Below are 24,536 nucleotides of genomic sequence, written 5' to 3'. Positions count from 1 at the left end.
GCGCCTCACGCCGCCGGGACGACCACGACCTTGCCGCGCAGAGCGCCGGCGGCGATGCGCTCGTGCACGGCGGGGAGCTCGCGCAGCGTCACGCGCTCAGCGGCGTCGACGCGCAGCTCGCTCCGGTCGACGAGGTCGACGAGCCGAGCAAGCTGCGCCGCGTCGCTGCGGACGAAGACGGTCTCCGCCCGTACATTGCGATCGGCGTCGCCCGGCGTCTCGAGCCACGCCGTCGTGCTGACGACAACGCCGCCGTCGCGGACGAGGCCGACGAGCGCGGTGAACTCCGCGGGGTCGAGCGGTGCGAGGTTCAGCAGCACGTCGACGGGCGCGATCGCGGCGTCGGCCAGGTCGCCGACCGTGTGGTCGATCACCTCGTCGGCACCGTCGGCGCCCACGCGCTCAGCGCTGCGCGGACTCGCCGTCGCGACGACCTGCGCGCCGGCCCGGTGAGCGAGCTGCACGGCGTAGCTGCCGACGACCCCGCCCGCCCCAACGACGAGGATGCGCTGTCCGGCGCGGAGCCCGGCGTGCTCGAAAAGCGCCTGCCACGCCGTGAGCGCCACCGACGGCATGCCGGCGGCATCCACGAGCGCAACGCCCGTCGGTGCTGCCGCGAGCGCGGCGGCCGGCGCGAGCGCGAACTCGGCTGCACCGCCGTCCTCACCCATCGGCAGGAAGGCGATCACGGCATCCCCCACACGCCAGTCCGTCACTCCCTCGCCGATCGCGTCGATCGTGCCGGACACGTCGTATCCCGGGACGTGAGGGAGCGCGACGGGGATGGGCAATGTCCCGGCTCGCAGGCCATTGTCGGCGGGGTTGACGGCGGCGCCTGCGACGGCCAGGCGCACCTGCCCCGGGCCAGGCTCGGGGAGAGCGACGTCCTCCCAGTGCAGCACGCTCGGGTCACCGGTCTCGTGGAAGCGGATGCTCTTCATTTCAGTCTCCTTCGGACTAGTGCTTCGAATTCGAAGCGATGTACCGACCGTAGCACTGCTTCGAGTTCGTAGCAACTGCTAAGCTCGTGGCATGTCCGACACCCGCGTCCTCGACCCCGCCCAGCTCGGCGCGTACTTCGCGCTCATCGAAGTGAGCAGCCTGCTGCGACACACGGTCGAACAGCAGCTGAAAGAGGCCGGCGACCTCAGCTACGTGCAGTTCCAGCTGCTCGCGACCCTCGGTGACCGCCCCGAGGGCAGCAGCCGCATGACCGACCTGGCCGATGGCGTCGTCTACAGCCGCAGCGGCCTGACCTATCAGGCGCAGCTGCTGGAGCAGCGGAGGCTCGTCACGCGCTCGCCGTCACCCGACGACGAGCGCAGCGTCACCGTGACGCTCACCGAGGCGGGGCGCGACATTCTCGCGCGCGTCTTCCCCGGCCACATCGCCGTCGTCCACGACCTCTTCCTCGCACCGCTCAGCGATGCCGACGTGCGCACGCTGGGCGCGATCCTCGGGCGCGTGCGTGACCACATGCGCGCACTTCCCCCGCGCTCGGCGGCCCCTCGGCGCCGCGGCCGCTCGACGTGAGCGCGCATCGACGCTAGGGTGTGGTTTACTCACCGATCGGTCAGTAATTAGGCAGCCCGATCCCGCCCCGAACGACGGAGTTCACATGGCATCCAGCACCCAGGAGCGCACGCGCGCCGCGACCATGTCGCGCGAAGAGCGCAAGGTCCTCGCCGGCACCCTCGTCGGCACCTCGATCGAGTGGTACGACTTCTTCATCTACGCGCAAGCGGCGGGCCTCGTCCTCGCGCCGCTGTTCCTCGCGCCGCTCGCCCAGTCCAACCCCGGGCTCGCGCAGGTGCTCTCCTTCGCGACGATCGGCATCTCGTTCCTCTTCCGCCCGCTCGGCGCCGTCGTGGCCGGATGGCTCGGCGACCGCCTCGGCCGCAAGCGCATGCTCGTCCTCACGCTCATCCTCATGGGCGCATCGACGTCGCTCATCGGCGTGCTGCCCACCTTCGAGACGGTCGGCGTGCTCGCGCCCGTCCTGCTGATCCTCCTCCGCATCCTGCAGGGCTTCTCGGCCGGCGGCGAGTGGGGCGGGGCGGCCCTGATGTCCGTCGAGCACGCCCCGATCGGCCGCCGCGGGTTCTTCGGCGCGTTCCCGCAGATCGGCGTGCCGATCGGCATGATCCTGGCCACGGCGACCCTGTGGATCCTCACGTCGACGATGTCGCCCGAGGCGTTCCTCGCCTGGGGCTGGCGCGTGCCGTTCCTGCTGTCGATCGTGCTGATCGTCGTCGGGTACATCATCCGCCGCGCGGTCGAGGAGAGCCCCGTCTTCGAAGACCTGCTGCGCCGCCGCAAGGAGTCCTCCGCACCGCTGAAGCCGCTGTTCCGCAAGAACTGGCGCGAGGTCGTGCTCACGGCGCTCGTCTTCATCGGCAACAACGCCGCCGGGTACCTCCTCATCGCGTTCTTCGCGACGTACGCCGTGACCGCCCTCGGCATGGACCGGCCGACGGTGCTCCTCGCGACGACGCTGGCCTCGTTCGGATGGCTCGCGTTCACCCTCTACGGCGGGCGGCTGTCGGATCGCCTCGGACGCGTCCGCACCTTCCAGCTCGGCTACGTGCTGCTGGCACTGTGGGCCGTGCCGATGTGGTTCCTCATCGACACCGCCAACATCCTCTGGTACTTCGTCGCGCTGTTCGTGATGACGATCGGCCTCGGCCTGTCGTACGGACCGCAGGCGGCGCTGTACGCCGAGCTGTTCCCCGCGAACGTGCGGTACTCGGGAGTCTCGATCGGCTACGCGCTCGGCGCGATCCTCGGCGGCGCGTTCGCGCCGATGATCGCCGAGGCGCTCATGCGCGGCACGGGGATGTCGTGGACGATCGGCGTCTACATCGCCGTCGCGGCGCTCGTGTCGCTCGGCGCGGTGTCGCTCATCAAGGATCCGAAGGGCGTCGACCTGCACGCGTGAGGCTCACGGACGGGCGGCGGCGAGCCCCTCGAGCGCGACGGTCAAGATGTCGTGCGCGAGGCGGCCGCCGTCGACCGTGCCCCCGGGCCGGTACCACTCCACGACGGAGTTGATCATGCCGAAGATGAGGCGCGCGACCACGCCGGCGTCGACGTCGGTGCGCAGGTCGCCCTCGCGCTGGGCCTCGGCGACGAGCCGCGTCACGCGCTGGTCGAACAGGCGCCGGCGCTCGAGCGCGTTCTGCTCGACCGCGCTGTTGCCGCGCACGCGCAGGAGGAGCGTCACCGCCGGGAGCTCCGCGACGAGAACGTCTGCGGCGCCCCGGATGACGTGGCGGAGCCGATCGTATGCGCGGCCCTGCGTCGCGGCCGGCTCGTCGAGCACGGCCTCCAGGCCCCCGAGCGCCTGATCCAGCGCGATCGCGAGGAGCTCCTCCTTCGAGGAGAAGTGGTGGTACAGGGCCGACTTCGTCAGGCCGAGGCGCTGCGCGAGGTCGGAGACGGAGGTCGCGTCATAGCCCTGCTCGTTGAACAGCTGCACGGCCACCGAGAGCACCCCGGCGCGGTCGTAGCCGGGGCGGCCGCGCCGCGCGGGGTACGACGGGGCGGCGGTCGCCGCATCCGTGTCCGAGGTCACCGCCCCAGTCTGGCACCCCTCACGCGAGCTGCAGCTCGACCGTCGCGAACGCGTGCGGCGGCACCGTCAGTGCGAGCACACCGTCCTCCACGCGCGCGTCCAGCGCGCGCGGCGCCACCCGGTCGGGGGCGTCGGCGTCGTTGAACGCGGCCGCGGTGTCTCCCGTGAGCACACGGGCGCGCGTCACGCGCGCGGCGCGGCCGCGGAGGTCGACGCGCACCGTGCACTCCTCGTCGGCGTCGAGGTGCGACAGCGACACGAGCGCGGTGTCGCCCGCGTCCGTGGACCGCACCGAGGCCGACATCGACAGCATCGCGAGCTCCTGGCCGCGGACGGTGCGGGTCGGCACGTCGCGCACGTGCGTCGCGAGGGAGTCGGCGTCTTGGTGCCCCGTGTTCATCTCGAACACGTGGTACGTCGGGGTGAGGACGAGCCGGTCGCCGTCGGTGAGCACCATCGCCTGCAGCACGTTGACCGTCTGCGCGATGTTCGCCATCGTGAGGCGCCGCGCGTGACGGTGGAACACGTCGAAGTGGATGCCCGCCACGAGCGCGTCGCGCACCGTGTTCTGCTGGAACAGGAAGCCCGGGTTCGTGCCCGCCTCGACGTTCCACCACGTGCCCCATTCGTCGCACACGAGGTCGACGCGCCCGTCGGGGTCGTACGAGTCCATGACCGCGATGTGCCCGCGGATCACCCTCTCGATGCCGGCGGCGTGCGCCATCGTCTCGTAGTACTGCCGGTCGTCGAACGCCGTCGCGGCCTCAGTGTTGATGCCCGATCCGGAGTGCGTGTAGTAGTGGAACGAGATCGCCTGGTACGGCAGGTTGCCGTAGAGCGTGCAGCCGTGGCACTCCATGAGCGTCTTCATCAGCACGCGCGTCCACTCGAGGTCGTCCTCGTTCGCGCCGGCGGCGATGCGCGTGAGGCGGTTGCCCCCGTGGTCGTGCGCGAACGTCGCGTAGCGGCGGGCCTCCTCGGCGTAGTACGCGGCCGACATGTTGCCGCCGCATCCCCACGCCTCGTTGCCGAGGCCCCAGAACGGCACGCGCCACGGCTCGTCGCGCCCGTTCTCGCGCCGCAGTCGCGCCATCGGGCTGTCGTCGCCGCGCGTGAGGTACTCGACCCACTCAGCCATCTCCTGCACCGTGCCGCTGCCGATGTTGCCGTTGACGTACGCGTCGGCGCCGAGGAGGTCGCACAGGTCCATGAACTCGTGCGTGCCGAAGTGGTTGTTCTCCACGACGTCGCCCCAGTTCGTGTTGGCGATGCGGGGACGCTGCTCGCGCGGCCCGATGCCGTCGCGCCAGTGGTAGGTGTCGGCGAAGCATCCGCCCGGCCACCGCAGATTCGGGATGTCGAGCGCCCGGAGCGCCTCGACGATGTCGCTGCGGATGCCGCGGACGTTGGGGATGGGCGAGTCCTCGCCGACCCAGAACCCGTCGTAGATGCAGCGGCCGAGGTGCTCGGCGAAGTGACCGTACAGGTGCCGGCTGATGCGGGCTCCGGGGAGGTCGAGGTCGATGACGGCGCGCGCGGTCGTGGTCACCGGCTCCTCCAGGTGTGCTCGGGGGCGAACGGGACGACCGCGGGGCGCTCGGGACGGGTGGTGAGCTCGAGGCGCGCGCCGGTGCGGGCCGACTCCTGCAGCGCGGTCATGACCTCGAGGATGTGCAGCGCGATGCCGGCGTCGACACGGTCGGAGCCGGTGGCGACGCGGTCGAGGATTCCGATGCCACGGCCGGCGTTCTGGTAGCCGGCGCGCTCCGTGACGGCGCTCCACTCGGTCTCTCCGGGGCGGCGCACGCGCACGTCGCCCTCGAAGAGGTTCGGGTCGGGCACGGAGAGTGTGCCGGTCTCACCGTGCACCTCGATCGGTGCCGCATCGGTCGCCGCGCCGTCGAAGCTGAAGGTCACGGTCGACACCGCTCCGCCGACGTGCTCGAGTACGCCCGTCACGTGGGTGTCGATCTCGACAGGGATCACTTCGCCCGCCCGGGAGCCCGACGCGATGGTGCGGGTGTCGCGCGGACGTGACGACGCGCCGCTCACCCGCGCGACGGGTCCGAGCAGGTGGAACAGCGTCGTGAGGTAGTACGGCCCCATGTCCAGCAGCGGACCGCCGCCCTCGCGGTAGTAGAAGTCGGGGTGCGAATGCCACGCCTCGTGGCCGGGCGAGACCCACGTCGCCACCGCTGCCACCGGACGCCCGATGAGCCCGCCGTCCACGGCCGCGCGCGCCGTCTGCACGCCGGTGCCGAGCACGGTGTCGGGCGCGCAGCCGACCCACGCCGCATCCGCCGCGTCGAGGATCCCGCGCGCGTCGGCGAACGTCGCGGCGAGCGGCTTCTCGCCGAACACGTCGCGGCCCGCGGCGAGCGCGGCCAGCGCGATCTCGGCGTGCGCGGCGGGGATCGTGAGGTTCAGCACGGTGTCGACGCCGGGATCGGCGAGGAGCTCGTCGACCGTGACGGCGCGGCATCCGGGGAACCGGTCGGCGACCGCCCGCGCGCGGGCCGGGTCGAGGTCGGCCGCGGCGGCGATCCGCACGGCCGGGTGATCCCCGAGGGTCTCCAGGTACTGCGCCGAGATGACGCCGAGTCCGACTATTCCGATGCCGTGCGGCTGGCCCACAACATGCCCCTCTCGATGATCGTGCGGACGCTCGTGTCGCGCAGCACCGGCAGGCTGTGGCCGGGCGTCGCGACGAACACGCGGCCCTTGCCCCACGCGCGCGTCCACACGGCGGGGGTCGTGACGGGCCGGTGCCACGGGTGGTACGGCTGCACAGGATGCGTCGTGGTGGCCAGGACGTCGTTGAGGTCGTCGGTGAGCACCCAGTACTGCTCGGTGCGCAGCGTGAAGTCCTCGACGCCGGACATGATCTCGTGCGTGCGGCCGAGGTCGGTGACGTCGACCGTGTAGCAGAGGAAGTTGTCGGCCTCGCCGCCCTCGCGCTGGTCGGGGTGGCGCGCGGGGTGCGTGACGAACTGACCGCCGATGAGCTGCAGGTAGTCGGAGCTGTTGCGGTAGGAATCGGCGATGCCGCCGTGCCAGCCGGCGAGGCCGGTGCCGCGCTCGACGGCGCCGATGAGGCCGGCGAGCGCCTCGGGGGAGATCTCCGACATCGTCACGCACTGCACGATGAGGTCGGTGCGGTCCATCTCCTCGCGGTCGGCGTAGACCGCATTGCTGTCCTCGATGCGCACGTCGAACCCGCTGTCCTCGAGGAACGGCACGAACATGTCGGTCGCCTCGACGGGCTTGTGCCCATCCCATCCGCCCCGCACCACCAGGGCGCGGCGTCTCGCCGGTGTCGTCGTCATCGACTTCATCCCTCCGCATCGACGGGTGCTGCCGTCACTGTGCCACCGCGCCCGCGCGAACCGGATGGATTTTGCGCAAAACTGGGGCGGTGACGGATGCGACGAGGGCGACGCTGACCGCGGTGGCAGCCCGGGCCGGGGTGAGCGTCGCGACGGCGTCGCGGGCGCTGCGCGGCCGCGGCGAGATGGCCGCCGAGACGCGGGCCCGCGTGCTGCGCGCCGCGACCGAGCTCGGCTACCCGCCGATCGGCTCCTCGCGCGGCCGGCCGCGGCGCGGCACCGCGCTCATGTTCGACCTCGTCCTCGGTCACTTCCACGACCCGTACACCGAGGAGATCACCGCCGGCGCCCGCACCACCGCGTCGGCGCTCGGGTACGACCTCGTGCTCACCGCCGAGCGCGACGACCCCGACGACGACTGGCCCGAGCGCATCCGCTCCCGCGGCTCGGCCGGGGTGCTGACGGGGCTCATCACGCCCACGAGCACGCAGATCGCCGCGATGCAGCGCGCGGGCATCCCGCTCGTGCTGATGGAGCCGCCGTCGGAGGCGTCTCGGCCGCTCCCCAGCATCCGCACCACCGACCGCGACGGCGGCACGGCCGCCGCCGAGCACCTCATCGCGCGCGGCGCGCGCCGCTTCGTCGTCATCGGCGGCGCGCCGTCGTACCGGTACGGGCGGGCGCGCGTCGAGGGCTTCGCGTCGGTGCTCGCCACGGCGGTCCCGGATGCGCCGCTCGTGCGCACGAGCGCGGACTGGTCGGCGTGGGACGCCCGCCGCGCGTGCACGAGGGCGCTGTCCGAGCTCGGCGGCGACGGACCCGTCGGCGTGTTCGCGTGCTCCGACGAGATGGCGGCCGGCGCCTACCGGGCCGTCGCCGACGCGGGGCTGTCGATCCCACGCGACGTCCTGGTCGTGGGCTTCGACGACGTGCGCGGGGCGCGGTGGCTGCATCCGTCGCTCACGACGATTCGCCAGCCGATCCGCGAGATGGCCGCGACCGCGGTGAGCCTCCTCGCCCGAGCGGCCGCCGGTGAGGACGTCGCCCCCACCGCGATCGTCATGCCGACCGAGCTCGTCGAGCGCGGCTCCACCCGCACCGCGCGCTGAGGGCCGTCCCGGTCGATGTCGGAGGTGGGGTTTAGCCTGATCTTGTCAGCGAGAGATGTGCCCACTCTCCCGAGTTTCGGATGGTGGTGCGCGCGTGGTTTTCGTGGGCGATGAGCACGGCCGGATGCGGCAGGAGGTCGATGCCGCGGTCGCGGCCAGGGTCGCGCTCGCACGCGCGCAAGCGGAACTGATCCGTCACCACGCCCGGGTCGCGGAACTCGCGTATGCGCAGACCGCGCAGATCGTGTCACGGTCGTCGCGGGAACGGGACATGCCGATGCGATCCGTCGCGGCCGAACTGGGCGCGGCCGCGCACCAGCACGACATGACCGTGCAGAAGGAACTCTCCGACGCGTACGACCTCGTCCACCGGTTCGCCGCGACCGTGAACGCGCTCGCGCACGGCACGATCTCGATGCGGCACGTGAGCGTCATCCGCGATGCCGGTCACCGGCTGCCCGACGAGGTGCGGGGGGCGTGGGAGTCGGTCGTGCTCGACTACGCCGCCACCACCACCCCGGGACGCACGAAAGCGTACGCCGGACAGCTCGCGGAGAAACTCGACCCCACCGGCATGACCGAACGCTTCGACACCGCGAACGGCGACCGGGAAGTGAGCGTGGAGGACCTCGCCGACGGCATGGCGCTGCTGCAGATGCTGCTGCCCGCGACCCTCGCCCACGGCGCCAAAGACCGACTCCGCCGCATGGCCACACAGACGAAGAACGCCGCGAACGACCACGCTCGCAACGGCGGCGTGGAGGATGCGCGGACGGTGCGGCAGATCGAAGCCGACATCGCCGCCGACCTCCTCCTCACCGCAACCCCCACCATCGACCCCACCACCGACCGATCCCCCGGCGGGCTCGGCGCGATCCGCGCCGTCGTCCAGATCGTCGTGCCCGTCACCACCCTCACCGACACCACCGATGCCGGAGCCATGCTCAACGGACACACCCCCATCGACCCCGCCACCGCAAGGAAACTCGCCGGCGACGCCCCCGGATGGGACCGCATCATGTGCCACCCCGTCACCGGCACCGTCCTCGCCACCGACCGCTACACCCCCACCACCGAACAAGTCCGGTTCCTCCGCGCCCGCGACCAGCACTGCCGCATGCCCGGATGCCGGCAACCCGCCGTACGGTGTCACATCGACCACAACCACGAACACCAACACGGCGGCAGAACCCACATCGGCAACCTCTCCCACCTCTGCATCCGACACCACACCCTCAAAACCGAGACGGAATGGACCGTCACCCAACGCGCGGACGGGATCCTCGAGTTCACCAGCCCCCTCGGCCGCACCCACCGAGAACCCCCACCACCCCGCGTGATGTTCGTCCCCGACACCGACCCACCACCCTTCTGACGCGGGCCGGCCAGTTCAGGCCGCGGGTACTCGCCCTCGGGGGGCACCGTCGTCGTCGACGACGTGGCCGTGATCCGACTCGAGCGCGCGGAGGTGATGGCGAAGGGGCAGAGTGGGACGCGTGAGTGATCCCGTGCCGCTGCGCCACGTGCCGCGCCCGCCGGGGCTGCACCGGCTCGCCGGCGGCGGCTGGGTCGCCGACGACGGCACGCCCGTGAGCTCCCGCGCCGACCTGGCCCGGCTGTCGGCGCTGCGCATCCCGCCGGCGTGGACGCACGTGTGGTCGAGCCCGGATGCCGAGGCGCCGCTGCAGGCGACCGGCATCGACGCGCGCGGCCGCACGCAGTACCGGTACTCGGCGGAGGCCGTCGCCCGTGCGGCGGCCGACAAGTTCGCCCACCTCGGCGACTTCGCCCGGGCGCTCCCGCGCGTCCGCGCGCAGGCCGACGCCGACCTGCGCACCCGCGCGCCGCGCGTGGGCGTCCTCACCGCGACCGCGGTACGCCTGCTCGAGCGGGGCCTGTTCCGCGTGGGCAACGACCGCTACGCGCGCGACAACCACACGTTCGGGCTCACGACGCTCACGCGCGCCCACGTCGCCGTCGCCGGCGCCGACGTCGCGTTCGACTTCGTCGGGAAGGAGCACATCCGCCACCGCATCACCGTCACCGACCCCGTCGTCGCGCGGGTGCTGCGTCGCCGGCTCGGTGAGCCCGGAGCGCCCGAAGACCCGCTCTTCGTCGCCGCCGACCCGCCCCACGTGCACCGGGTCGACAGCGCGACGGTCAACGCCTACCTGCACGCCCACGCCGGCGTGGGCGCGACCGCGAAGGCGTTCCGCACATGGGGTGCGACGATCGTCGCGATGGCCCTGGCCGCCGGCGCCGATCTGCCCGCGCTCGCGGGTCGCCGCATCCGGCCCGACCTTCGCCCGATCCACGGCGCGGCTTTCCTCCTCGGCGACACCCCCGCCGTCGCACGGGCGTCGTACGTGCATCCGCGCGCGCTCGCGGTCGCCGACGGGAGCGACGTGCGCGTCGCCGTGGCGACGGCCGTCGAGCGGGCGGGCTCGGACGATGTCCGCCGCATCCTCCACGACGACGGGCTGCACGCCGCCGCGGTCGCCGTGCTGTACCCGTAGGGCGCACGTCGCGGATGTCGTCTGCGCGCGACCGCCCCCCAACGTCGCGGTCGCGCGCAGACGCGTGCGGGTGCCCGTCAGCGGCGGGCGCGGCGCCCGGTGATGAGCCCCCAGATCAGCAGCACCACGATCGATCCGCCGATCGCGAGCAGCCACGTCTGCAGCGAGAAGAAGTCCTGCAGCGGTGCGCCCAGCAGCAGGCCGCCGAGCCAGCCGCCCAGGAGCGCGCCGACGACGCCGAGCAGCAGCGTCACGAACCAGCCGCCGCCCTGCTTGCCGGGCAGGATGAGCTTGGCGAGGGCGCCGGCGATGAGCCCGAGCAGGAGGAATCCGAGAAAGCTCATGGTGTGTCCCTTCACGTCAGGGCCGGCGGGATCTCCGCCGCCACCAAGACCTAGACGCACCGAGCGGGCGATTCGTCACGCGCGAGCGCGAATCCGTGTTCCGCGCGCGGCCGCCCACCCGGCCACGAGCAGCACGAGGATCGCCGCCAGCAGCACCAGCAGCGGCGGCGACCAGGATCCGGATGCCTCGTGCACGGCGCCGAGGGCGAGCGGGCCCGTCGCGCCGACGGCGTAACCGACGCCCTGCACGATGCCCGAGCGCGTCGCGACGTCGCGGCCGTCGTCGCCGAGCGCGTTGAACATCACGAACACCCACGTGATGCCCGCGCCCTGGGCGACGCCGCCGATGAGGCACCACACCAGCCACAGCGACGGCGCGAGGAGGAACCCGACCGGGATGGCGAGCCAGCCGACGCCGGTGACCACGGCGCCGACGCCGAAGGACGTGCGCGTCGCGATCACGGGCAGGGTCAGCGCCCCCGCGATGCCCGCGACCTGGAAGATCGCCGCGACGGCGCCGGCCTGTGCCGTCGGCATGCCGCCGTCCACGAGCAGCGTCGGCAGCCACGCGGTGGTGGCGTAGAACGAGAACGACTGGCCGGCGAACGCGACCGCGAGCAGCCAGGTGCACGGCGAGCGCGCGACCCCGCGCCGGGGCGGCTCGTCCGCGGCGGGCGCCGGCTCCGGCGAGGGGCGCAGGGCCGCGAGGCCGTGGGTGCCGAACCACGTCGCCAGGCCCGCGAGCGCGAAGGCACCCCACACCGCAACAGCGAACCGCCAGTCGGTGAACGACGCGAGCGGCGCGGTCGCGAGGGTCACGAGCATCGTGCCGACGTTGATCGCCGACGTGTAGACGCCGGTCATCGTCGCGACGCGCTCGGGCGGGTACTCCCGGCGGATGATGAGCGGCACGACCACATTGCCGATCGTCAGGAAGAAGCCGATGAGCGCCGTCCCGACCATCGCGGCGGGCAGCCCGCCGAGCGAGCGCACGACGCAGCCGAGCACCGAGCCGGCGAGCGCGACCGAGAGCGCCGCATCCGCGCCGAATCGGCGGATGACGACCACGGCGATCGGGGCGCACACGGCGAACGCCAGCACCGGGATGGTCGTGAGCAGCCCGACGACGGCCGCGCTCGCGCCGAGGTCGGCTCCGGCGTCGCGGGCCACCGGCGCGACGGCGACGATCGGCGAGCGCAGCGCCGCCGCGGTGAGGAGGATCGTCGCCGTGACGCCGATCAGCGTCGCCCGCGAGCGGGGCGGGCGGGGCGACGGGGGCATCGGGCCAGGCTACCCGTGAGGTAGAGTCCGGGGGCCATGTCCGCCTCCGCACCGCTGCCCGGACGGGCACCCGCCACTGTGCTCCTCGTCGCGGCCGTATGTCTCGTGGCCGCCAACATGCGCCCCACCATCACGGCGCTCGGCCCGCTGCTCGACGAGGTGCAGGCCGACACCGGACTCGCCACCGCGACCCTCGGCGTGCTCGCGGCGGTGCCGCTGCTCACGTGGGCCGCGGTCTCGCCGTTCGCGCACCGCCTGAGCGCTCGGTTCGGCCTGTCGCGTGTCGTGCTGTGGTCGCTCCTCGTGCTCGCGCTGGGCACGATCGTGCGCTCCCTGCCCGGCCCCACCGTCGGTCTGTGGCTCGGCACGGCGATCATCGGCGTCGCCCTCGCCGTCGCGAACGTGCTCATGCCGGCCGTCGTCAAACGCGACTTCCCGCACCGCACGCCCCTCGTGATGGCGGTCTACACGTCGCTGCTCGGCGGCGTCGGCGCCGTGGCGTCGGGCGTCGCCGTCCCCCTGTCGCACCTCGAGCTCGCCGGCGGCGAAGCGGGCTGGCGCGTGTCCCTCGCCGTGACGGGGCTCGCCCTGCTGCCGGTCGCCGTCGGGGTGTGGGTCCTCGCACAGCGACCTACCGGCTCCGCGCCGCCGGCGCCCCGCGGCGGCGCGCGGCGCGGCATGTGGCGCGACGCGGTCGCGTGGCAGGTCGCGGCCTACATGGGGTTGCAGTCGGCGGTGTTCTACATGACGCTGACGTGGCTCGCGGCGATCTCGGTGTCGGCGGGGCGCGGCGCCGTCGTCGCGGGGTACGACGTGATGCTGTTCCAGCTGTGCGCCCTCGTCGGCGCGCCGCTCGTGCCGCTCGTCTTCCGCGGGCGTCTCGCGCGCGTCGTGCCCGCGGTCATCCCCGTGTTCGCGGTGGTCGGCGTCGTGGGGCTGCTCGTGTCACCCGGCGCCGCGATCCCGCTGTGGGCAGGCGCGATCGGCCTCACGTCGGGCGCGTCGCTCGGGATGGCGCTCACGCTCGTGGCGGTGCGGGCGCGCGACGCCGGATCGGCCACGGCCCTGTCGGGCATGGCCCAGTCGGTCGGATACCTGCTGGCGGCGACCGGCCCCGCGGCCTTCGGCTCGTTGCACGCGGCGACTCGGGGCTGGTCGGCCTCGCTCGTGCTGCTCCTGGCGACGGTCCTGCTGCTCGCCGGGACGGGTGTCGCCGTCGGACGCGACCGCTCCGTCGGGGATCGGTGAGGATCTCAGCGGATGCCTATAGACATTACCTACGCGCATAGGTAATGTCGGCCGCGACGCACCCGCACCGATGCGGAAAGGATCCACCGTGGCCCACGCGAAAGCCTCCACCCCCGCCGCCGCCTCCCTCGTCGAGGGCTTCTCACTCGAGATGACCGGCAAGGACATCCCCGGACTCCAAGAGGCCCGCGACACGATCCCGGCGGGCACCAAGATCAACGTCACGTTCCTCGGCAACGAAGACCTCGAGATGCGCGTCGCCGCGGCCAAGGCCGTCGTCGAAGCCGGCTTCGTGCCCGTCCCGCACCTGTCGGCGCGGCGCCTCGCCTCGCGGGAGCAGCTCGCCGAGTTCCTCGCGCGCCTCCAGGACGTCGGCGCGGCCGAGAGCGTGTTCGCGGTGGGAGGCGACCCCGCGGAGCCGGAGGGCCCCTTCCCGGACGCGCTCACGCTCATCCGCTCGGGCGTGCTCCAAAAACACGGCGTGCGCGAGGTGTCGATCGCCGGCTACCCCGAGGGACACCCCGACATCCCGGGCGACGTGCTGTGGCAGCACCTGCAGGACAAGGCGGACGCGCTGAAGGAGCAGGGTCTCGCGACGGTCGTGCTCACCCAGTTCGCGTTCGACACCGACCCCGTGGTGACGTGGATCGACGCCGTGCGTGCGCGCGGCATCGACGCGCAGATCCGGATCGGCACTCCGGGGCCTGCCGGCATCAAGCGGCTGCTGAACTTCGCGCGCCGCTTCGGCATCGGCGCCAACGCCATGATCGTGAAGAAGTACGGGTTCTCCCTCACCAACCTCATGGGCACGGCCGGCCCCGACCGCTTCGTCAGCGACCTCGCCGAGCTGCTCGCCGCCGACCCCGTCTCGGGCGACGTGAAGCTGCACTTCTACACGTTCGGCGGACTGAAGGCGACATCCGAGTGGGCGCGCGACTTCGTGGCGTCCGCCGGCGAGGCCCGCTCGTGACCACGCACCTGGAGAGCCTGCGCGACCGCGCGTGCCTCATCGTCAACGGCCCCGACCAGCCCGGGATCGTCGCGGCCGTCGCCGCCCTCGTCACGCGCAACGACGGCAACATCGTGGCGCTCGACCAGTACACGAGCGACCCGGAGGGCGGCGAGTTCTTCCAGCGCGTCGAGTTCCACCGCGCCGACCTGCAGGCGGCGATGCCCGACATCGAAGCGGATCTCGCGGCGACGCTCACCCCCCTGAAGCTGCACTGGCGACTGACCGACCTGTCGATCCCCAAGCGCATGGCGATCCTCGTCTCCACGAGCGACCACTGCCTGCTCGAGCTCCTGTGGCGTCACCGCCGGGGAGAGCTGCCGGTGACGATCCCGATGGTGATCTCCAACCACACGAACACGGCGGAGGACGTCCGCTCGTTCGGCATCCCCTTCTTCCACGTGCCCTCGCAGGGCCCGGACAAGTCGGCCGCCGAGGCGGAGATCGTGAAGCTGGTGGCCGGCAACGTCGACTTCGTCGTGCTCGCGCGCTACATGCAGATCCTCTCCGACGACTTCCTCACCGACGTCGGCGTGCCCGTCATCAACATCCACCACTCGTTCCTCCCCGCCTTCATCGGCGCGGCTCCGTACCGCAAGGCCAAGGAGCGGGGCGTCAAGCTGATCGGCGCGACGAGCCATTACGTCACGAAGGACCTCGACGAGGGGCCCATCATCGAGCAGGACGTCGCCCGCGTCGACCACGCGATGACCGCCCCCGATCTGCAGGCCCGCGGAGCCTACGTCGAGCGGGCGGTGCTCTCGCGCGCCGTCCAGTGGCACGCCCAGGACCGCGTCATCCGGCACGGCAACCACACCATCGTCTTCCCCTGACCGTCCACACCCCGAACAGAGAGGTTCCCCCATGGCAGCGAAGAATCTGCAGGAGCTCATCGACCAGCAGAACCCCGTCGACATCCTGCGCAACTCGCAGATCGGCTCGTACATCTACCCGGTCGTCCCGGCCGACTTCCAGAACTGGATCAAGGAGCAGCGCGCGTGGCGGGAGACCGCGGTGCTGTACGACCAGTCGCACCACATGGACAACGTGTTCCTGAAGGGCTCCGACGCGATCCGCCTGATCTCCGACACGGCGATCAACTCCGTGGCGACCTTCCCCGTCAACAAGGCCAAGCAGTACGTGCCCACGACGGCCGCCGGCCACGTGATCGGCGACGGCATCCTCTTCCGGGAGGCGGAGGACGAGTACGTGTACGTGGGCCGCGCGCCCGCGTCGAACTGGCTGCTCTTCCACGGCGAGACCGGCGGATACTCGAACCTCGACATCTCCGTCGACCGCCGCTCGCCCTCGCGCCCGTACGGCCACGCGGTGCAGCGCCAGTACTACCGCTTCCAGATCCAGGGCCCGCAGGCGTGGGCCGTCATCGAGAAGCTCAACGGCGGGCCGCTCGAGAAGCTCGGCTTCTTCAACATGTCGACGATGACGATCGCCGGCCGCGAGGTGCGCACGCTCCGTCACGGCATGGCCGGCGCGCCGGGCCTGGAGATCTGGGGCCCGTACGCCGACCACGACACCATCCGCGACGCGATCGTCGAGGCGGGCGCCGAGTTCGGTCTCGTGCCCGTCGGCTCGCGCGCCTACCCGTCGAACACGCTCGAGTCGGGCTGGATCCCCTCGCCGCTGCCGGCGATCTACACCGGCGGGGCCGAGCGCGCGTACCGCGAGTGGCTCGGCGTCGACAGCTACGAGGCGACCGGCACGCTCGCCGGCTCGTTCGTGAGCGACGACATCGAGGACTACTACCTGACGCCGTGGGAGCTCGGCTACGGCAACTTCGTCAAGTTCGACCACGACTTCATCGGCCGCGACGCGCTCGAGAAGATCGACCCCGCGACGCAGCGCAAGAAGGTCACCCTCGCGTGGAACGCCGAGGACCTCGGCAAGGTCTGGACGTCGCTGCTGAACGTCGACGGCCCGAACTACAAGTTCTTCGACCTGCCGCTGGCGAACTACGGCTCGGCGAACTACGACTCCGTCGTCGACGCCGACGGCACAGTGGTGGGCTTCTCGATGTTCACCGGCTACAGCGCCAACGAGCGCCGCGGGCTGTCGCTGGCGACCGTGGACCCGAACGTCCCCGAGGGCACCGAGCTGCGAGTCGTCTGGGGCGAGCCGAACGGCGGCACCGGCAAGGCGTCGGTGGAGCCGCACGAGCAGACCGAGGTCCGCGTCGTCGTCAGCCCCGTGCCCTACTCCACGGTGGCGCGGCAGACCTACCACGGCGGCTGGCGCACCGGGTACCAGAAGTCGGAGTGACGCCGCCCGGAGGGGCTCGTCCGCACCGCGCGGGCGAGCCCCTCCGCCGCATCCGGCCATCGGTACCCTCGGGAGAGGAAGGAGAGCCATGAGCCTGCGATACGCGCTGCTCGCGCTGCTGCGCGTCGGCCCGCTGTCGGGCTACGACCTGCAGAAGCAGTTCTCGCAGTCGGTCGGCCACGTGTGGCACGCGCCCGACTCCCAGATCTATCCCGAGCTGCGCAAGATGGAGGGCCTCGGCCTCATCGTCGGCGAGGAGCAGCAGCGCGGTGAGCGCGGCACCCGTCGGATCTACCACGTCACCGAGGCGGGCGAGGCCGACTATCTCGCCTGGATGCAGACGCCGCTGGACTACCAGCGCGTGCGCGACCCCGCGCACCTGCGCGCGGCCTATCTCGAGACGACGACGCCGGACGCCGCGCGCGACTTCCTCGAACGCCACATCGCGCAGTGGCAGGAGGAGCTCGCGCAGTGGGAGGGCGAGATCGCGCGCATCGACGCGGTCGCCAACCCGATGCTGCTGCGGCGCCTCGCGCACACCGCCGACGCCGACCGCGAGCGCACGATCGCCTACAAGCGCTTCGCGTACGAGGGCCTCGTGGAACGCGCGCGCGGTGAGATCGCGTGGGCGCGCCGCGGGCTCGAGCTCGTCGACCTGCTCGAGGGCTGAGCCCGCAGCGCCGCCGCTGCGGCGCGGGTCAGTGCGCCATCGCGGCCAGGGCCTCGGGATCGATCGTCGCGATCGAACGCGTGTCCTGGAACGCGCGCACCCCCTCGATGCCCTGCTCGCGGCCGTAGCCCGACTGCTTCATGCCGCCGAAGGGCGCGCGCAGGTCCAGACGCGTGGCGCCGTGGTCGTTGACCCACACGTAGCCGCACACGAGCTGAGATCCGACGCGCTGGGCGGCGGCGGGGTCGGCGGTCCACACCGAGCCGCAGAGTCCGCCCCACGTGTCGTTGGCGAGCCGCACCGCCTCCTCCTCGGTGTCGAACGGGAGGACGGGGATCACGGGACCGAACTGCTCCTGGGTGACGACGCGCAGGCCCGGGTCGGGGTCCACGACGATCGCGGGGCGCACGAAGTTGCCGCCGGCCAGCTCACCGCCGGGCAGCTCGCCGAACTCACGCACGTCGGCGCCGGCATCCTTGGCCTCCTGGATGATCTCCTCGACGAACGCCTTCTGCGGCGGCTGGTGCAGCGGCCCCATCGTCGTCCCCTCGTCGAGCCCGTAGCCGAGCTTGGCCCGCTCGAGGCGGGCGGCGAGGCCCGCGACGAGCTCGTCCAGACGCGAGCGGTGCACGAAGATGCGCTTGGCGTTCATGCAGATCTGGCCGGTCGTGTCGTAGATCGCCGCGAACAGGCGGTCGAGGTGCTCGTCGTCGAGCATGGCGTCCTCGAGGAACACCGCCGCGTCGTTGCCGCCCAGCTCGAGCGTCACCCGCGTGAGGGTCTTCGCCGCCATCTCGGCGATGCGCTTGCCGCCGTTGACGCTGCCGGTGAAGCACACCTTGGCCACGTCGGGGTTCTGGATGAGGCCCGCCATGTTCGCGTCCTTGCCCGTCACGACGTTGAGGACCCCCGGCGGCAGCTTCGCCGCGACGCGCTGCACGACGCGGGTGGTCGCCAGGGGCGCCGAGGGCGGCGGCTTGACGATCGCGGTGTTGCCCGCCAGCAGCGCGTGCGGGAGGGCGGCGCCCAGGATCGCGATCGGCCAGTTGAAGGGCACGATGACGGTCACGACGCCGAGCGGCTGATACGCCACCTCCGTCGTCACGGGGATCGCACCGGGCACCGGCGGCAGCGTGGCGGTGGCGTCGACCTGGTCGGCGAGCATGAGCGCGAGGTTCCAACGCAGCTCGAAGACGAGGGCGTCGACCCACGCCTCGAAGCGCACCTTGCCGTTCTCCTGCGAGAGCACCGCGGCATCCGTGTCGCGCTCGTCGGCGATTCCCGCGATCGCCTCGGCCATTCGGGCCGCGCGCTCCTGCGCGCTCAGCGCGGCCCAGGCCGGGTAGGCGGCCTTCGCGGCGGCGACGGCGTCCGCGACATCCTCCGGCGACGCGGATGCGGCCTCTCCTACGACGGCTCCGGGGCGAGCGGGGTCGGCCACCGTCAGAACGCGGTCGGTGAAGCGCTCCTCGCCCCCGATGAACAGTCCCGTGCGCACGGCGACGCCGGGCATCGTGTCGGTCATGTGGTCACCTCTCTGTGAACAGTGCCTCCAGGGTCCTCCCCCGTCGTCCCCGGATCAAGATCGCGAGCCAAGATTGTCGACGATTTGCGCGCGGATTTCGGCGGAGATGTCCGGCGGGCGCTATCGTCGGACCGACGACGGCGAGGAGCGAGCCATGACGGATGCGACGGCGGTGGCCGACATCGACGACACCGCGCGACCGGATCTCACCCAGCGCATCCGGGAGGCGATCCTCGCGGCGGAGTTCGCGCCGCATCAGCGCCTCATCGAGGCCGACCTCAGCGAGCGCTACGACGCGTCGCGTGCGGCGGTGCGGACGGCCCTCATGAACCTCGCCGGAGAGGGGCTCGTCGAGCGACTCCCCAACCGCGGCGCGCGTGTGCGGGCCATCACGGTCGAGGAGGCCGTGGAGATCGTCGAGGTGCGCATCGGACTGGAGACCCTCGTGGCGCGGAAGGCCGCCGAGAACCTCACGCCCGAGGGCGCCGCGACGCTCGCCGCCCTGCGGGCGGAGATCGAGCGGACCGCGGCGGCCGGCGACCTCGTGTCGTACTCGCGCGCCAACCAGGAGCTCGACCGGCTGCTGCGCGCGTACAGCGGGCACGGCACCGCGTCGACGCTCCTCGAGCGCCTCCACGCCCAGTCGGCGCGGCACCAGTTCCGCCTCGCCTTCGCGCCGGGGCGGGCTGCGCAGTCGGCCCCCGAGCACGTCGCGATCATCGACGCGGTTCTCGCACAAGATCCGGATGCGGCGGAGCGGGCGACGCGCGACCACCTATCGGGCATCGTCGAGGTGCTGCGCGGAATGGGGTGACGCCCCGCGGGCGCCACCCCATTCCGCGCGGGATCAGCCCCAGCTCTCGGCCGGCGCGTAGCCCTTGCCGTTGTACTTCTGCACCTGCACGGTCGAGACCGCCGGCTGCCCGTCCTGCGTCGTGTCGACGCTCGAGCCGTCGAGCATGAGCGGCGCGGTGTAGCCGGAGACCGATCGCAGCTGCTTCATGAAGTCCTCGCGCGTGGGCTCGGTCATCTTCTGGAACACCTGGTCCAGCGTCGCGCCGACCTGGTACGACCACACGCAGTGCGGGAAGGCCGGGGTGTCGGGGTAGTTCCCGTACTGCTTGAGGTCGGACAGGAAGGTCGAGCCGGCCTCGCTCTCGGCGAAGGTCGGCGCCGACGCGGACTGCGCGAAGGCGACCGTGTAGACGCCGGGGAAGGCCGCGGCGCCGCCGGGCTCGAGGATCGCCGTGGGGCTCGACGTGTTGGACGGCAGGAACCACGACGGCAGCCAGCCGAGCTCCTGCGCCTTCTGCAGCGACGAGATCACGAGGGGCGTGATCGACATCGCGTCGAAGAACACGTCGGCGCCGGAGCCGGCGAGCTCGGTCAGCTGGGCGTCGACGGACGTGTCGGTCGACTCGTACGTGAGCTCCTTGACGATCTGGATGTTGTCGGCGCCCTCGATGCCCTTCTTGAAGCCCTCGACGTAGCCCTCGCCGTAGTCGTCGTTCTGCGACAGGATCGCGACCTTGTGCTCATCGCCCGACGATGCCAGCAGCTCGCCGAACGCCTGACCCTCGTTCTGGTAGATCGGCACGAAGCCGAGCGACCACGGGCTCTCCTCGACGGACGAGAAGATCGGGTCGCCGGTCATGATGAGTGCCTGCGGCACCTCGTCGGCGGTCGCCGCCTCCCGCCACGCGCGGTTGGTCGGGGTGCCGAGGCCCGCCGTCATGGCGAAGACGCTGCTCTTGAGCTGGTCGTAGTTGGACTTGGCCTTCTGCGGGTCGTACTCGTCGTCGAGCGCCTCGATCTTGACCTCGCGGGTCTTCCCGTCGCCGAACTCGACCCCGCCCGCGGCGTTCTTCGCGCCGAAGTAGGCCGTGATGCCCGCCACCGTGCACGTGCCGGGGCCGGCGGTCGCACCGCTCAGCGGCGTCGTGATGCCCAGCGTGATCGATGTGTCGTCGATGCCCGGGCTCGCGGCGGCTCCCCCGTCGTCGCTGCGGTCTCCGCCGCCGCCTCCGCGTGCACACCCGGCGGCGAGGACGGCGACGATGCCGATCCCGGCCACGACCGCCGCGGCGCGCCGCATCCTGCGATTCGTGCTCATGATTGGTGCCTCTCTCTCGGTGTCTCGATGGGAACGTCCGGCGCGTCGGATGCGGCGCCCGCCCGCGGCGCGGCCGCTCGGCGACGACGGAACAGCCGCGGCAGCGACACGAGGCCGCCCGGCAGGATGAACAGCACGATCAGGAGGATCGCGCCCTGCAGCACCGCCGTGATGTTGGGGTCGATGATGTTGGTGATCTGCGGCACGAGCACGTACCACGCACCGCCGAGGATCGAGCCGACGATGCTGCCGGCGCCGCCGATGACCATGGCCGCCAGCAGCTCGATCGAGTGGCCGAAGGAGAGCGTCTCGGGCGAGGTGTACTGGATCACGACCATGTAGAGGAATCCGCTCACGCCGCCGATGAGCGAGGCGATCGTGAAGGCGAGCACCTTGTACCGGTAGGGCGAGACGCCCATCGAGGCGGCGACGGCCTGGTTGCCCTTGACGATCGCGAACGCGCGCCCGTACTTGCCGCGCACGAGGTTGCGCGTGAGGAGGAACGTGATGCCGCCGATGAGGATCACGAGGTACAGCTGCCACTGGTCGTCGTACAGGCCCGACCATTCCGGCGCATCCGAGAAGCGCGCCGAGGTGCCCTGCGAGCCGCCGGTGAGGTCGGAGAGGCGCTTGGCCAGCGGCACGCCCACGATCGGCAGCGCGATCGTCACCATCGCGATCGCGAGACCGCCGAGGCGCGCGGCGGCGAGCGCGACGAGCAGACCCGCCACGGCCGGGATTAGGCACGCGAGCGCGAAGACGAGCACGATGTTCCAGTCGGCGTTGACGCCGAAGGCGGTGACGTAGGCGCCCAGCCCGACGAAGAAGATCTGCCCGAGCGAGACCTGGCCGGTGTAGCCCATGACGACGTTGAGCCCCAGCACCGCCACGGCGAACACGCCGACACGCGCGAGGGTCTGGTTCGCGAACTCGGGGAGGACCAGGGGCAGCACGGCGAGGACCACCACGACGATGGCGGCGACGGCCCACACGACCCACCGCCGCTGCATGAGCGGCGTGGCCGGGGCGGCGGGAGCGGTCATACGCGCACCACCGATCGGCGACCGAACAGGCCCTGCGGCCGGATGATGAGCACGACGAAGATGAGGATGAAGGGCACCGCGATCTTCAGGTCGTGGCCGATGAAGGGCACGTAGACCGCGGCGAGGTTCTCGAGCACCCCGATGAGCCACGCGGCCACGACCACGCCGAGCGGGCTCGTGAGCCCCCCGAGGATGACGGCCGCGAGCGCGTACACGAGCGCCGAGTCCATCATCCCGGGGGTGAGCGTGAGCTGCGGCGCGACGAGCACGCCGGCGACGGCGCCCAGCGACGCCGCCAGGCCCCAGCCGATCATGAGGTGGCGGCCGACCGGGATGCCCGAGAACGCCGCGGATGCGGGGTTCACGGCGACCGCGCGTAGCGCGAGCCCGAGCTTCGTGCCGAGGAACAGCGCCTGAAGCACCAGCATGATGACGACGATGACCACGATGGTGCCGAGCGAGCGAAGGCTCACGACCGCCCCCGCGATCGAGACGGTGTCGAGGGGGAACAGCGACGGGAACTGCCGGTTGTTGTAGGTCCAGATCCACGCGCAGACGCCCGTGATGAGGGTCAGCAGGCCCACGGTCACGACGACGGCGGTGTCGGGGTCGCCGCGCTCGAACCGCCGCACGAGGAAGCGCTCTATCACCGCCCCCAGGACGAAGGAGATCGCGACGGCGGCCACGATCGCGACGATGAGGGGCAGGCCGACGCCGTTCAGGGCCCACGCGATGTATGCCGAGAGCACCGCCATGCCGCCCTGCGCGAAGTTGATGAGCCCTGTCGCCTGGTTGACCAGGACGATGGCGAGGGCCAGCGCCGCGTAGACCGAGCCGGTCGACAGCCCGTCGACGATCAGCTGGATGAACGTCCCCATCCTCAGCCCCCCAGGTAGGCGCGGCGGATCTCGTCCATGCCGCGCAGCTCGGCGGTGCTCCCCGTCAGGACGCTCCGGCCGGTCTCGAGCACGGTCGCGCTGTCGACGAGGGTGAAGGCGAGGTTGGCGTTCTGCTCGACCACGACCATGGCGATGCCGGACTCCTTCCGCAGGCGCCCGATGGCCTGGTAGACGGTCTTCGCGGTGCCCGGAGCGAGCCCGAGGGAGGCTTCGTCCAGCAGCAGCAGGCGTGGCGCCGACATGATGGCGCGCGCGATGGCGAGCATCTGCTGCTCCCCGCCGGAGAGGGCGGAGCCGGCGGAGCGGATGCGGTCCTTCAGCTGCGGGAAGAGGTCGAGGCAGTAGTCGATGTCGCGCGCCACCGCCTTGCCGTCCTTGCGCTTGTAGGCGCCCACGCGGAGGTTCTCGCGCACGGTGAGGTCGGCGAGCGTGCCGCGCCCTTCCGGCACGTGCGCAATGCCCAGGCCTGCGACCTGGTCCGGCCGGAGCCCCCGCAGCTCGCGACCCTCGAAGCGGATCGTGCCGGCCGAGCGCACGGTGCCCGACACCGCGCGCAGCGTCGTGGTCTTCCCGGCCCCGTTCGCCCCGAGGATGCCGACGGCGCCGCCCTCGGGGACGCTCAGCGACACACCGTCGAGCACCTGCACGCGCCCGTAGAACGCCCGGACGTCGACGAGCTCAAGCAGCGTCATCGGCGGCGTCCTTCCCGATGTAGGCCTCGATGACGCGCGGGTCGGCCTGCGCCTCGGCGGCCGTCCCCTCCATGAGCTTGCGGCCGTGGTCGAGGACGACGACGCGGTCGGTGACCGCCGAGATGAGTCCCATGTTGTGCTCGACGATCACGACGGTGATGCCCTCGTCGCGCACGCGGCGGACGGAGGCGATGAGCTGCTCGACCTCGCCGTGCGGAAGCCCCGCGGCGGGTTCGTCCAGAAGCAACAGGCGCGGGCGCATGAGCAGCGCGCGGCACAGCTCGATGCCCTTGTGCAGGCCGTGCGAGAGCTCGTCGGCGCGGGTGCGGGCGGCCCAGCCGAGGCCGTTGCGCTCGAGCAGATCCAGGGCCTCGGCCCGCAGCTGCTTCTCGGTGCGCGTCGTGCGCGGCAGGCGCAGCGCCCACTCGACCGGGCCGCCCGGCAGGCGGCCGTGCGCGCCGAGGAGCACGTTCTCGAGCACCGTGTCGTGCAGCTGGAGCGCGGGATGCTGGAACGTGCGCGCCAGGCCGTGTCGCGCGAGGCGCGCGGGAGAGGATCCGATGATCTCGACGTCGTCGATCGTGATGGAGCCCGCGCTCGGCCGGTAGTGCCCGCTCACGCAGTTGAACAGCGACGTCTTGCCGGCGCCGTTGGGGCCCACGAGGCCGAGGATCTGTCCGTCGTCGACGGTGAAGCCGACGTCCTCGAGCACTTTCACCCCGCCGAAGTGCAGGCTCACGTCGCGAACCGCGAGACGTGCTCCCATGCCGGCTCCCTTCGCGTCGTCGCGTGTGGTCCTGCTGGGACGGTACGGATTCGCTCCGAGATTGTCAACGATTTTGGCGTCAGCATCCGAGTCGTCGTGCGATCGTGACTTCCGCTCAGCGGAAGCGGGCGCATCGACCCGGTC

The 24,536-nt window shown here is 71.8% G+C and carries 24 protein-coding genes; 11 read left to right on the top strand and 13 right to left on the bottom strand.

Translation table 11 applies throughout. The features are described from left to right. Positions 1–5: 5 nt before the first annotated feature. A complete protein-coding gene (locus EI169_RS02050) occupies positions 6–941 on the bottom strand; it encodes an NADP-dependent oxidoreductase (protein ID WP_125130533.1) in 936 nt (311 codons plus the stop codon). A gap of 91 nt (positions 942–1,032) precedes the next feature. Here EI169_RS02050 and EI169_RS02045 point away from each other — a divergent pair, with 91 nt between their 5' ends. Then, positions 1,033–1,533: a MarR family transcriptional regulator gene (locus EI169_RS02045; RefSeq protein ID WP_125130531.1), complete on the top strand. Its 501-nt coding sequence runs from the start codon at positions 1,033–1,035 to the stop codon at positions 1,531–1,533. Positions 1,534–1,618: 85 nt separating this feature from the next. Beyond that, complete coding sequence (locus EI169_RS02040) at positions 1,619–2,938, top strand: MFS transporter (RefSeq protein WP_125130529.1); 1,320 nt, start codon at positions 1,619–1,621, stop codon at positions 2,936–2,938. Positions 2,939–2,941: 3 nt separating this feature from the next. Here the strand turns inward: EI169_RS02040 and EI169_RS02035 are convergent, their stop codons facing one another. The 4 genes from EI169_RS02035 to EI169_RS02020 are packed head-to-tail and all read right to left on the bottom strand — an operon-like array spanning position 2,942 to position 6,900. Next, a complete protein-coding gene (locus EI169_RS02035; RefSeq protein WP_125130527.1) occupies positions 2,942–3,574 on the bottom strand; it encodes a TetR/AcrR family transcriptional regulator in 633 nt (210 codons plus the stop codon). A gap of 19 nt (positions 3,575–3,593) precedes the next feature. After that, positions 3,594–5,123 carry an alpha-L-arabinofuranosidase C-terminal domain-containing protein gene (locus EI169_RS02030; protein ID WP_125130525.1) on the bottom strand — a complete coding sequence of 510 codons (1,530 nt, stop codon included), beginning with the start codon at positions 5,121–5,123 and terminating at the stop codon, positions 3,594–3,596. Then, positions 5,120–6,208, bottom strand: a complete 1,089-nt coding sequence (locus EI169_RS02025; protein WP_125130523.1) for a Gfo/Idh/MocA family oxidoreductase — start codon at positions 6,206–6,208, stop codon at positions 5,120–5,122. Before EI169_RS02025 ends, EI169_RS02030 begins: the two co-directional genes overlap by 4 nt. Next, positions 6,181–6,900 carry a ThuA domain-containing protein gene (locus EI169_RS02020; RefSeq protein WP_125130521.1) on the bottom strand — a complete coding sequence of 240 codons (720 nt, stop codon included), beginning with the start codon at positions 6,898–6,900 and terminating at the stop codon, positions 6,181–6,183. The genes EI169_RS02025 and EI169_RS02020 overlap by 28 nt, the downstream gene beginning before the upstream one ends. Positions 6,901–6,989: 89 nt before the next feature. Between EI169_RS02020 and EI169_RS02015 the strand changes: the two genes are divergently transcribed. The 3 genes from EI169_RS02015 to EI169_RS02005 all read left to right on the top strand — a co-directional run bounded on the left by EI169_RS02015 (position 6,990) and on the right by EI169_RS02005 (position 10,525). Next, positions 6,990–8,009 carry a LacI family DNA-binding transcriptional regulator gene (locus EI169_RS02015; RefSeq protein WP_240640564.1) on the top strand — a complete coding sequence of 340 codons (1,020 nt, stop codon included), beginning with the start codon at positions 6,990–6,992 and terminating at the stop codon, positions 8,007–8,009. A 55-nt stretch (positions 8,010–8,064) separates the two neighbouring features. Beyond that, a complete protein-coding gene (locus EI169_RS02010) occupies positions 8,065–9,384 on the top strand; it encodes an HNH endonuclease signature motif containing protein (protein ID WP_125130519.1) in 1,320 nt (439 codons plus the stop codon). Between the two features lie 121 nt (positions 9,385–9,505). Next, a complete protein-coding gene (locus EI169_RS02005) occupies positions 9,506–10,525 on the top strand; it encodes a DNA topoisomerase IB (protein WP_164515402.1) in 1,020 nt (339 codons plus the stop codon). Between the two features lie 77 nt (positions 10,526–10,602). Here the strand turns inward: EI169_RS02005 and EI169_RS02000 are convergent, their stop codons facing one another. Both EI169_RS02000 and EI169_RS01995 read right to left on the bottom strand, forming a co-directional pair. Further along, the gene (locus EI169_RS02000) at positions 10,603–10,869 is read right to left on the bottom strand and encodes a GlsB/YeaQ/YmgE family stress response membrane protein (RefSeq protein WP_125130515.1); all 267 of its coding nucleotides are present in this window, start codon (positions 10,867–10,869) and stop codon (positions 10,603–10,605) included. Between the two features lie 75 nt (positions 10,870–10,944). Further along, entirely contained in the window at positions 10,945–12,150 is a 1,206-nt protein-coding gene (locus EI169_RS01995) for an MFS transporter (RefSeq protein ID WP_125130513.1), read from the bottom strand. Positions 12,151–12,186: 36 nt separating this feature from the next. Between EI169_RS01995 and EI169_RS01990 the strand changes: the two genes are divergently transcribed. The 5 genes from EI169_RS01990 (at position 12,187) to EI169_RS01970 (ending at position 17,354) form a co-directional block, all read left to right on the top strand. Beyond that, on the top strand, positions 12,187–13,398 hold the full coding sequence (locus EI169_RS01990; RefSeq protein ID WP_125130511.1) for an MFS transporter: 1,212 nt from the start codon (positions 12,187–12,189) through the stop codon (positions 13,396–13,398). Between the two features lie 151 nt (positions 13,399–13,549). Next, positions 13,550–14,368, top strand: coding sequence for a methylenetetrahydrofolate reductase (locus tag EI169_RS01985; protein WP_240640750.1), 819 nt, complete (start codon positions 13,550–13,552; stop codon positions 14,366–14,368). Further along, a complete protein-coding gene (gene purU, locus EI169_RS01980; protein WP_125130507.1) occupies positions 14,365–15,240 on the top strand; it encodes a formyltetrahydrofolate deformylase in 876 nt (291 codons plus the stop codon). Before EI169_RS01985 ends, purU begins: the two co-directional genes overlap by 4 nt. Before the next feature lie 31 nt (positions 15,241–15,271). Beyond that, positions 15,272–16,684, top strand: coding sequence for an aminomethyltransferase family protein (locus tag EI169_RS01975; RefSeq protein ID WP_125130505.1), 1,413 nt, complete (start codon positions 15,272–15,274; stop codon positions 16,682–16,684). An 88-nt stretch (positions 16,685–16,772) separates the two neighbouring features. Beyond that, complete coding sequence (locus EI169_RS01970; RefSeq protein ID WP_125130503.1) at positions 16,773–17,354, top strand: PadR family transcriptional regulator; 582 nt, start codon at positions 16,773–16,775, stop codon at positions 17,352–17,354. Between the two features lie 28 nt (positions 17,355–17,382). Here EI169_RS01970 and EI169_RS01965 read toward each other — a convergent pair whose 3' ends face one another. Next, entirely contained in the window at positions 17,383–18,879 is a 1,497-nt protein-coding gene (locus EI169_RS01965; protein ID WP_125130501.1) for an aldehyde dehydrogenase family protein, read from the bottom strand. Between the two features lie 154 nt (positions 18,880–19,033). Between EI169_RS01965 and EI169_RS01960 the strand changes: the two genes are divergently transcribed. After that, positions 19,034–19,693: a GntR family transcriptional regulator gene (locus EI169_RS01960; protein WP_125130499.1), complete on the top strand. Its 660-nt coding sequence runs from the start codon at positions 19,034–19,036 to the stop codon at positions 19,691–19,693. Positions 19,694–19,726: 33 nt separating this feature from the next. Here the strand turns inward: EI169_RS01960 and EI169_RS01955 are convergent, their stop codons facing one another. From EI169_RS01955 to EI169_RS01935, 5 genes are read right to left on the bottom strand one after another with little or no spacing between them, the layout of a single operon-like run. Further along, positions 19,727–20,992: an ABC transporter substrate-binding protein gene (locus EI169_RS01955; protein WP_125130497.1), complete on the bottom strand. Its 1,266-nt coding sequence runs from the start codon at positions 20,990–20,992 to the stop codon at positions 19,727–19,729. After that, positions 20,989–22,035 carry a branched-chain amino acid ABC transporter permease gene (locus EI169_RS01950; RefSeq protein WP_125130495.1) on the bottom strand — a complete coding sequence of 349 codons (1,047 nt, stop codon included), beginning with the start codon at positions 22,033–22,035 and terminating at the stop codon, positions 20,989–20,991. Before EI169_RS01950 ends, EI169_RS01955 begins: the two co-directional genes overlap by 4 nt. Then, positions 22,032–22,913 carry a branched-chain amino acid ABC transporter permease gene (locus EI169_RS01945; RefSeq protein ID WP_125130493.1) on the bottom strand — a complete coding sequence of 294 codons (882 nt, stop codon included), beginning with the start codon at positions 22,911–22,913 and terminating at the stop codon, positions 22,032–22,034. Before EI169_RS01945 ends, EI169_RS01950 begins: the two co-directional genes overlap by 4 nt. A 2-nt stretch (positions 22,914–22,915) precedes the next feature. Continuing rightward, entirely contained in the window at positions 22,916–23,626 is a 711-nt protein-coding gene (locus tag EI169_RS01940; RefSeq protein ID WP_125130491.1) for an ABC transporter ATP-binding protein, read from the bottom strand. Further along, the gene (locus EI169_RS01935) at positions 23,613–24,392 is read right to left on the bottom strand and encodes an ABC transporter ATP-binding protein (RefSeq protein ID WP_125130489.1); all 780 of its coding nucleotides are present in this window, start codon (positions 24,390–24,392) and stop codon (positions 23,613–23,615) included. Before EI169_RS01935 ends, EI169_RS01940 begins: the two co-directional genes overlap by 14 nt. Positions 24,393–24,536: the final 144 nt, after the last annotated feature.

The organism is Microbacterium sp. 10M-3C3, assembly GCF_003931875.1.
Taxonomy (GTDB): Bacteria; Actinomycetota; Actinomycetes; order Actinomycetales; family Microbacteriaceae; genus Microbacterium.
Note: the sequence above shows the minus strand (reverse complement) of the source record. Positions and strands in the feature narration are given on the sequence as shown.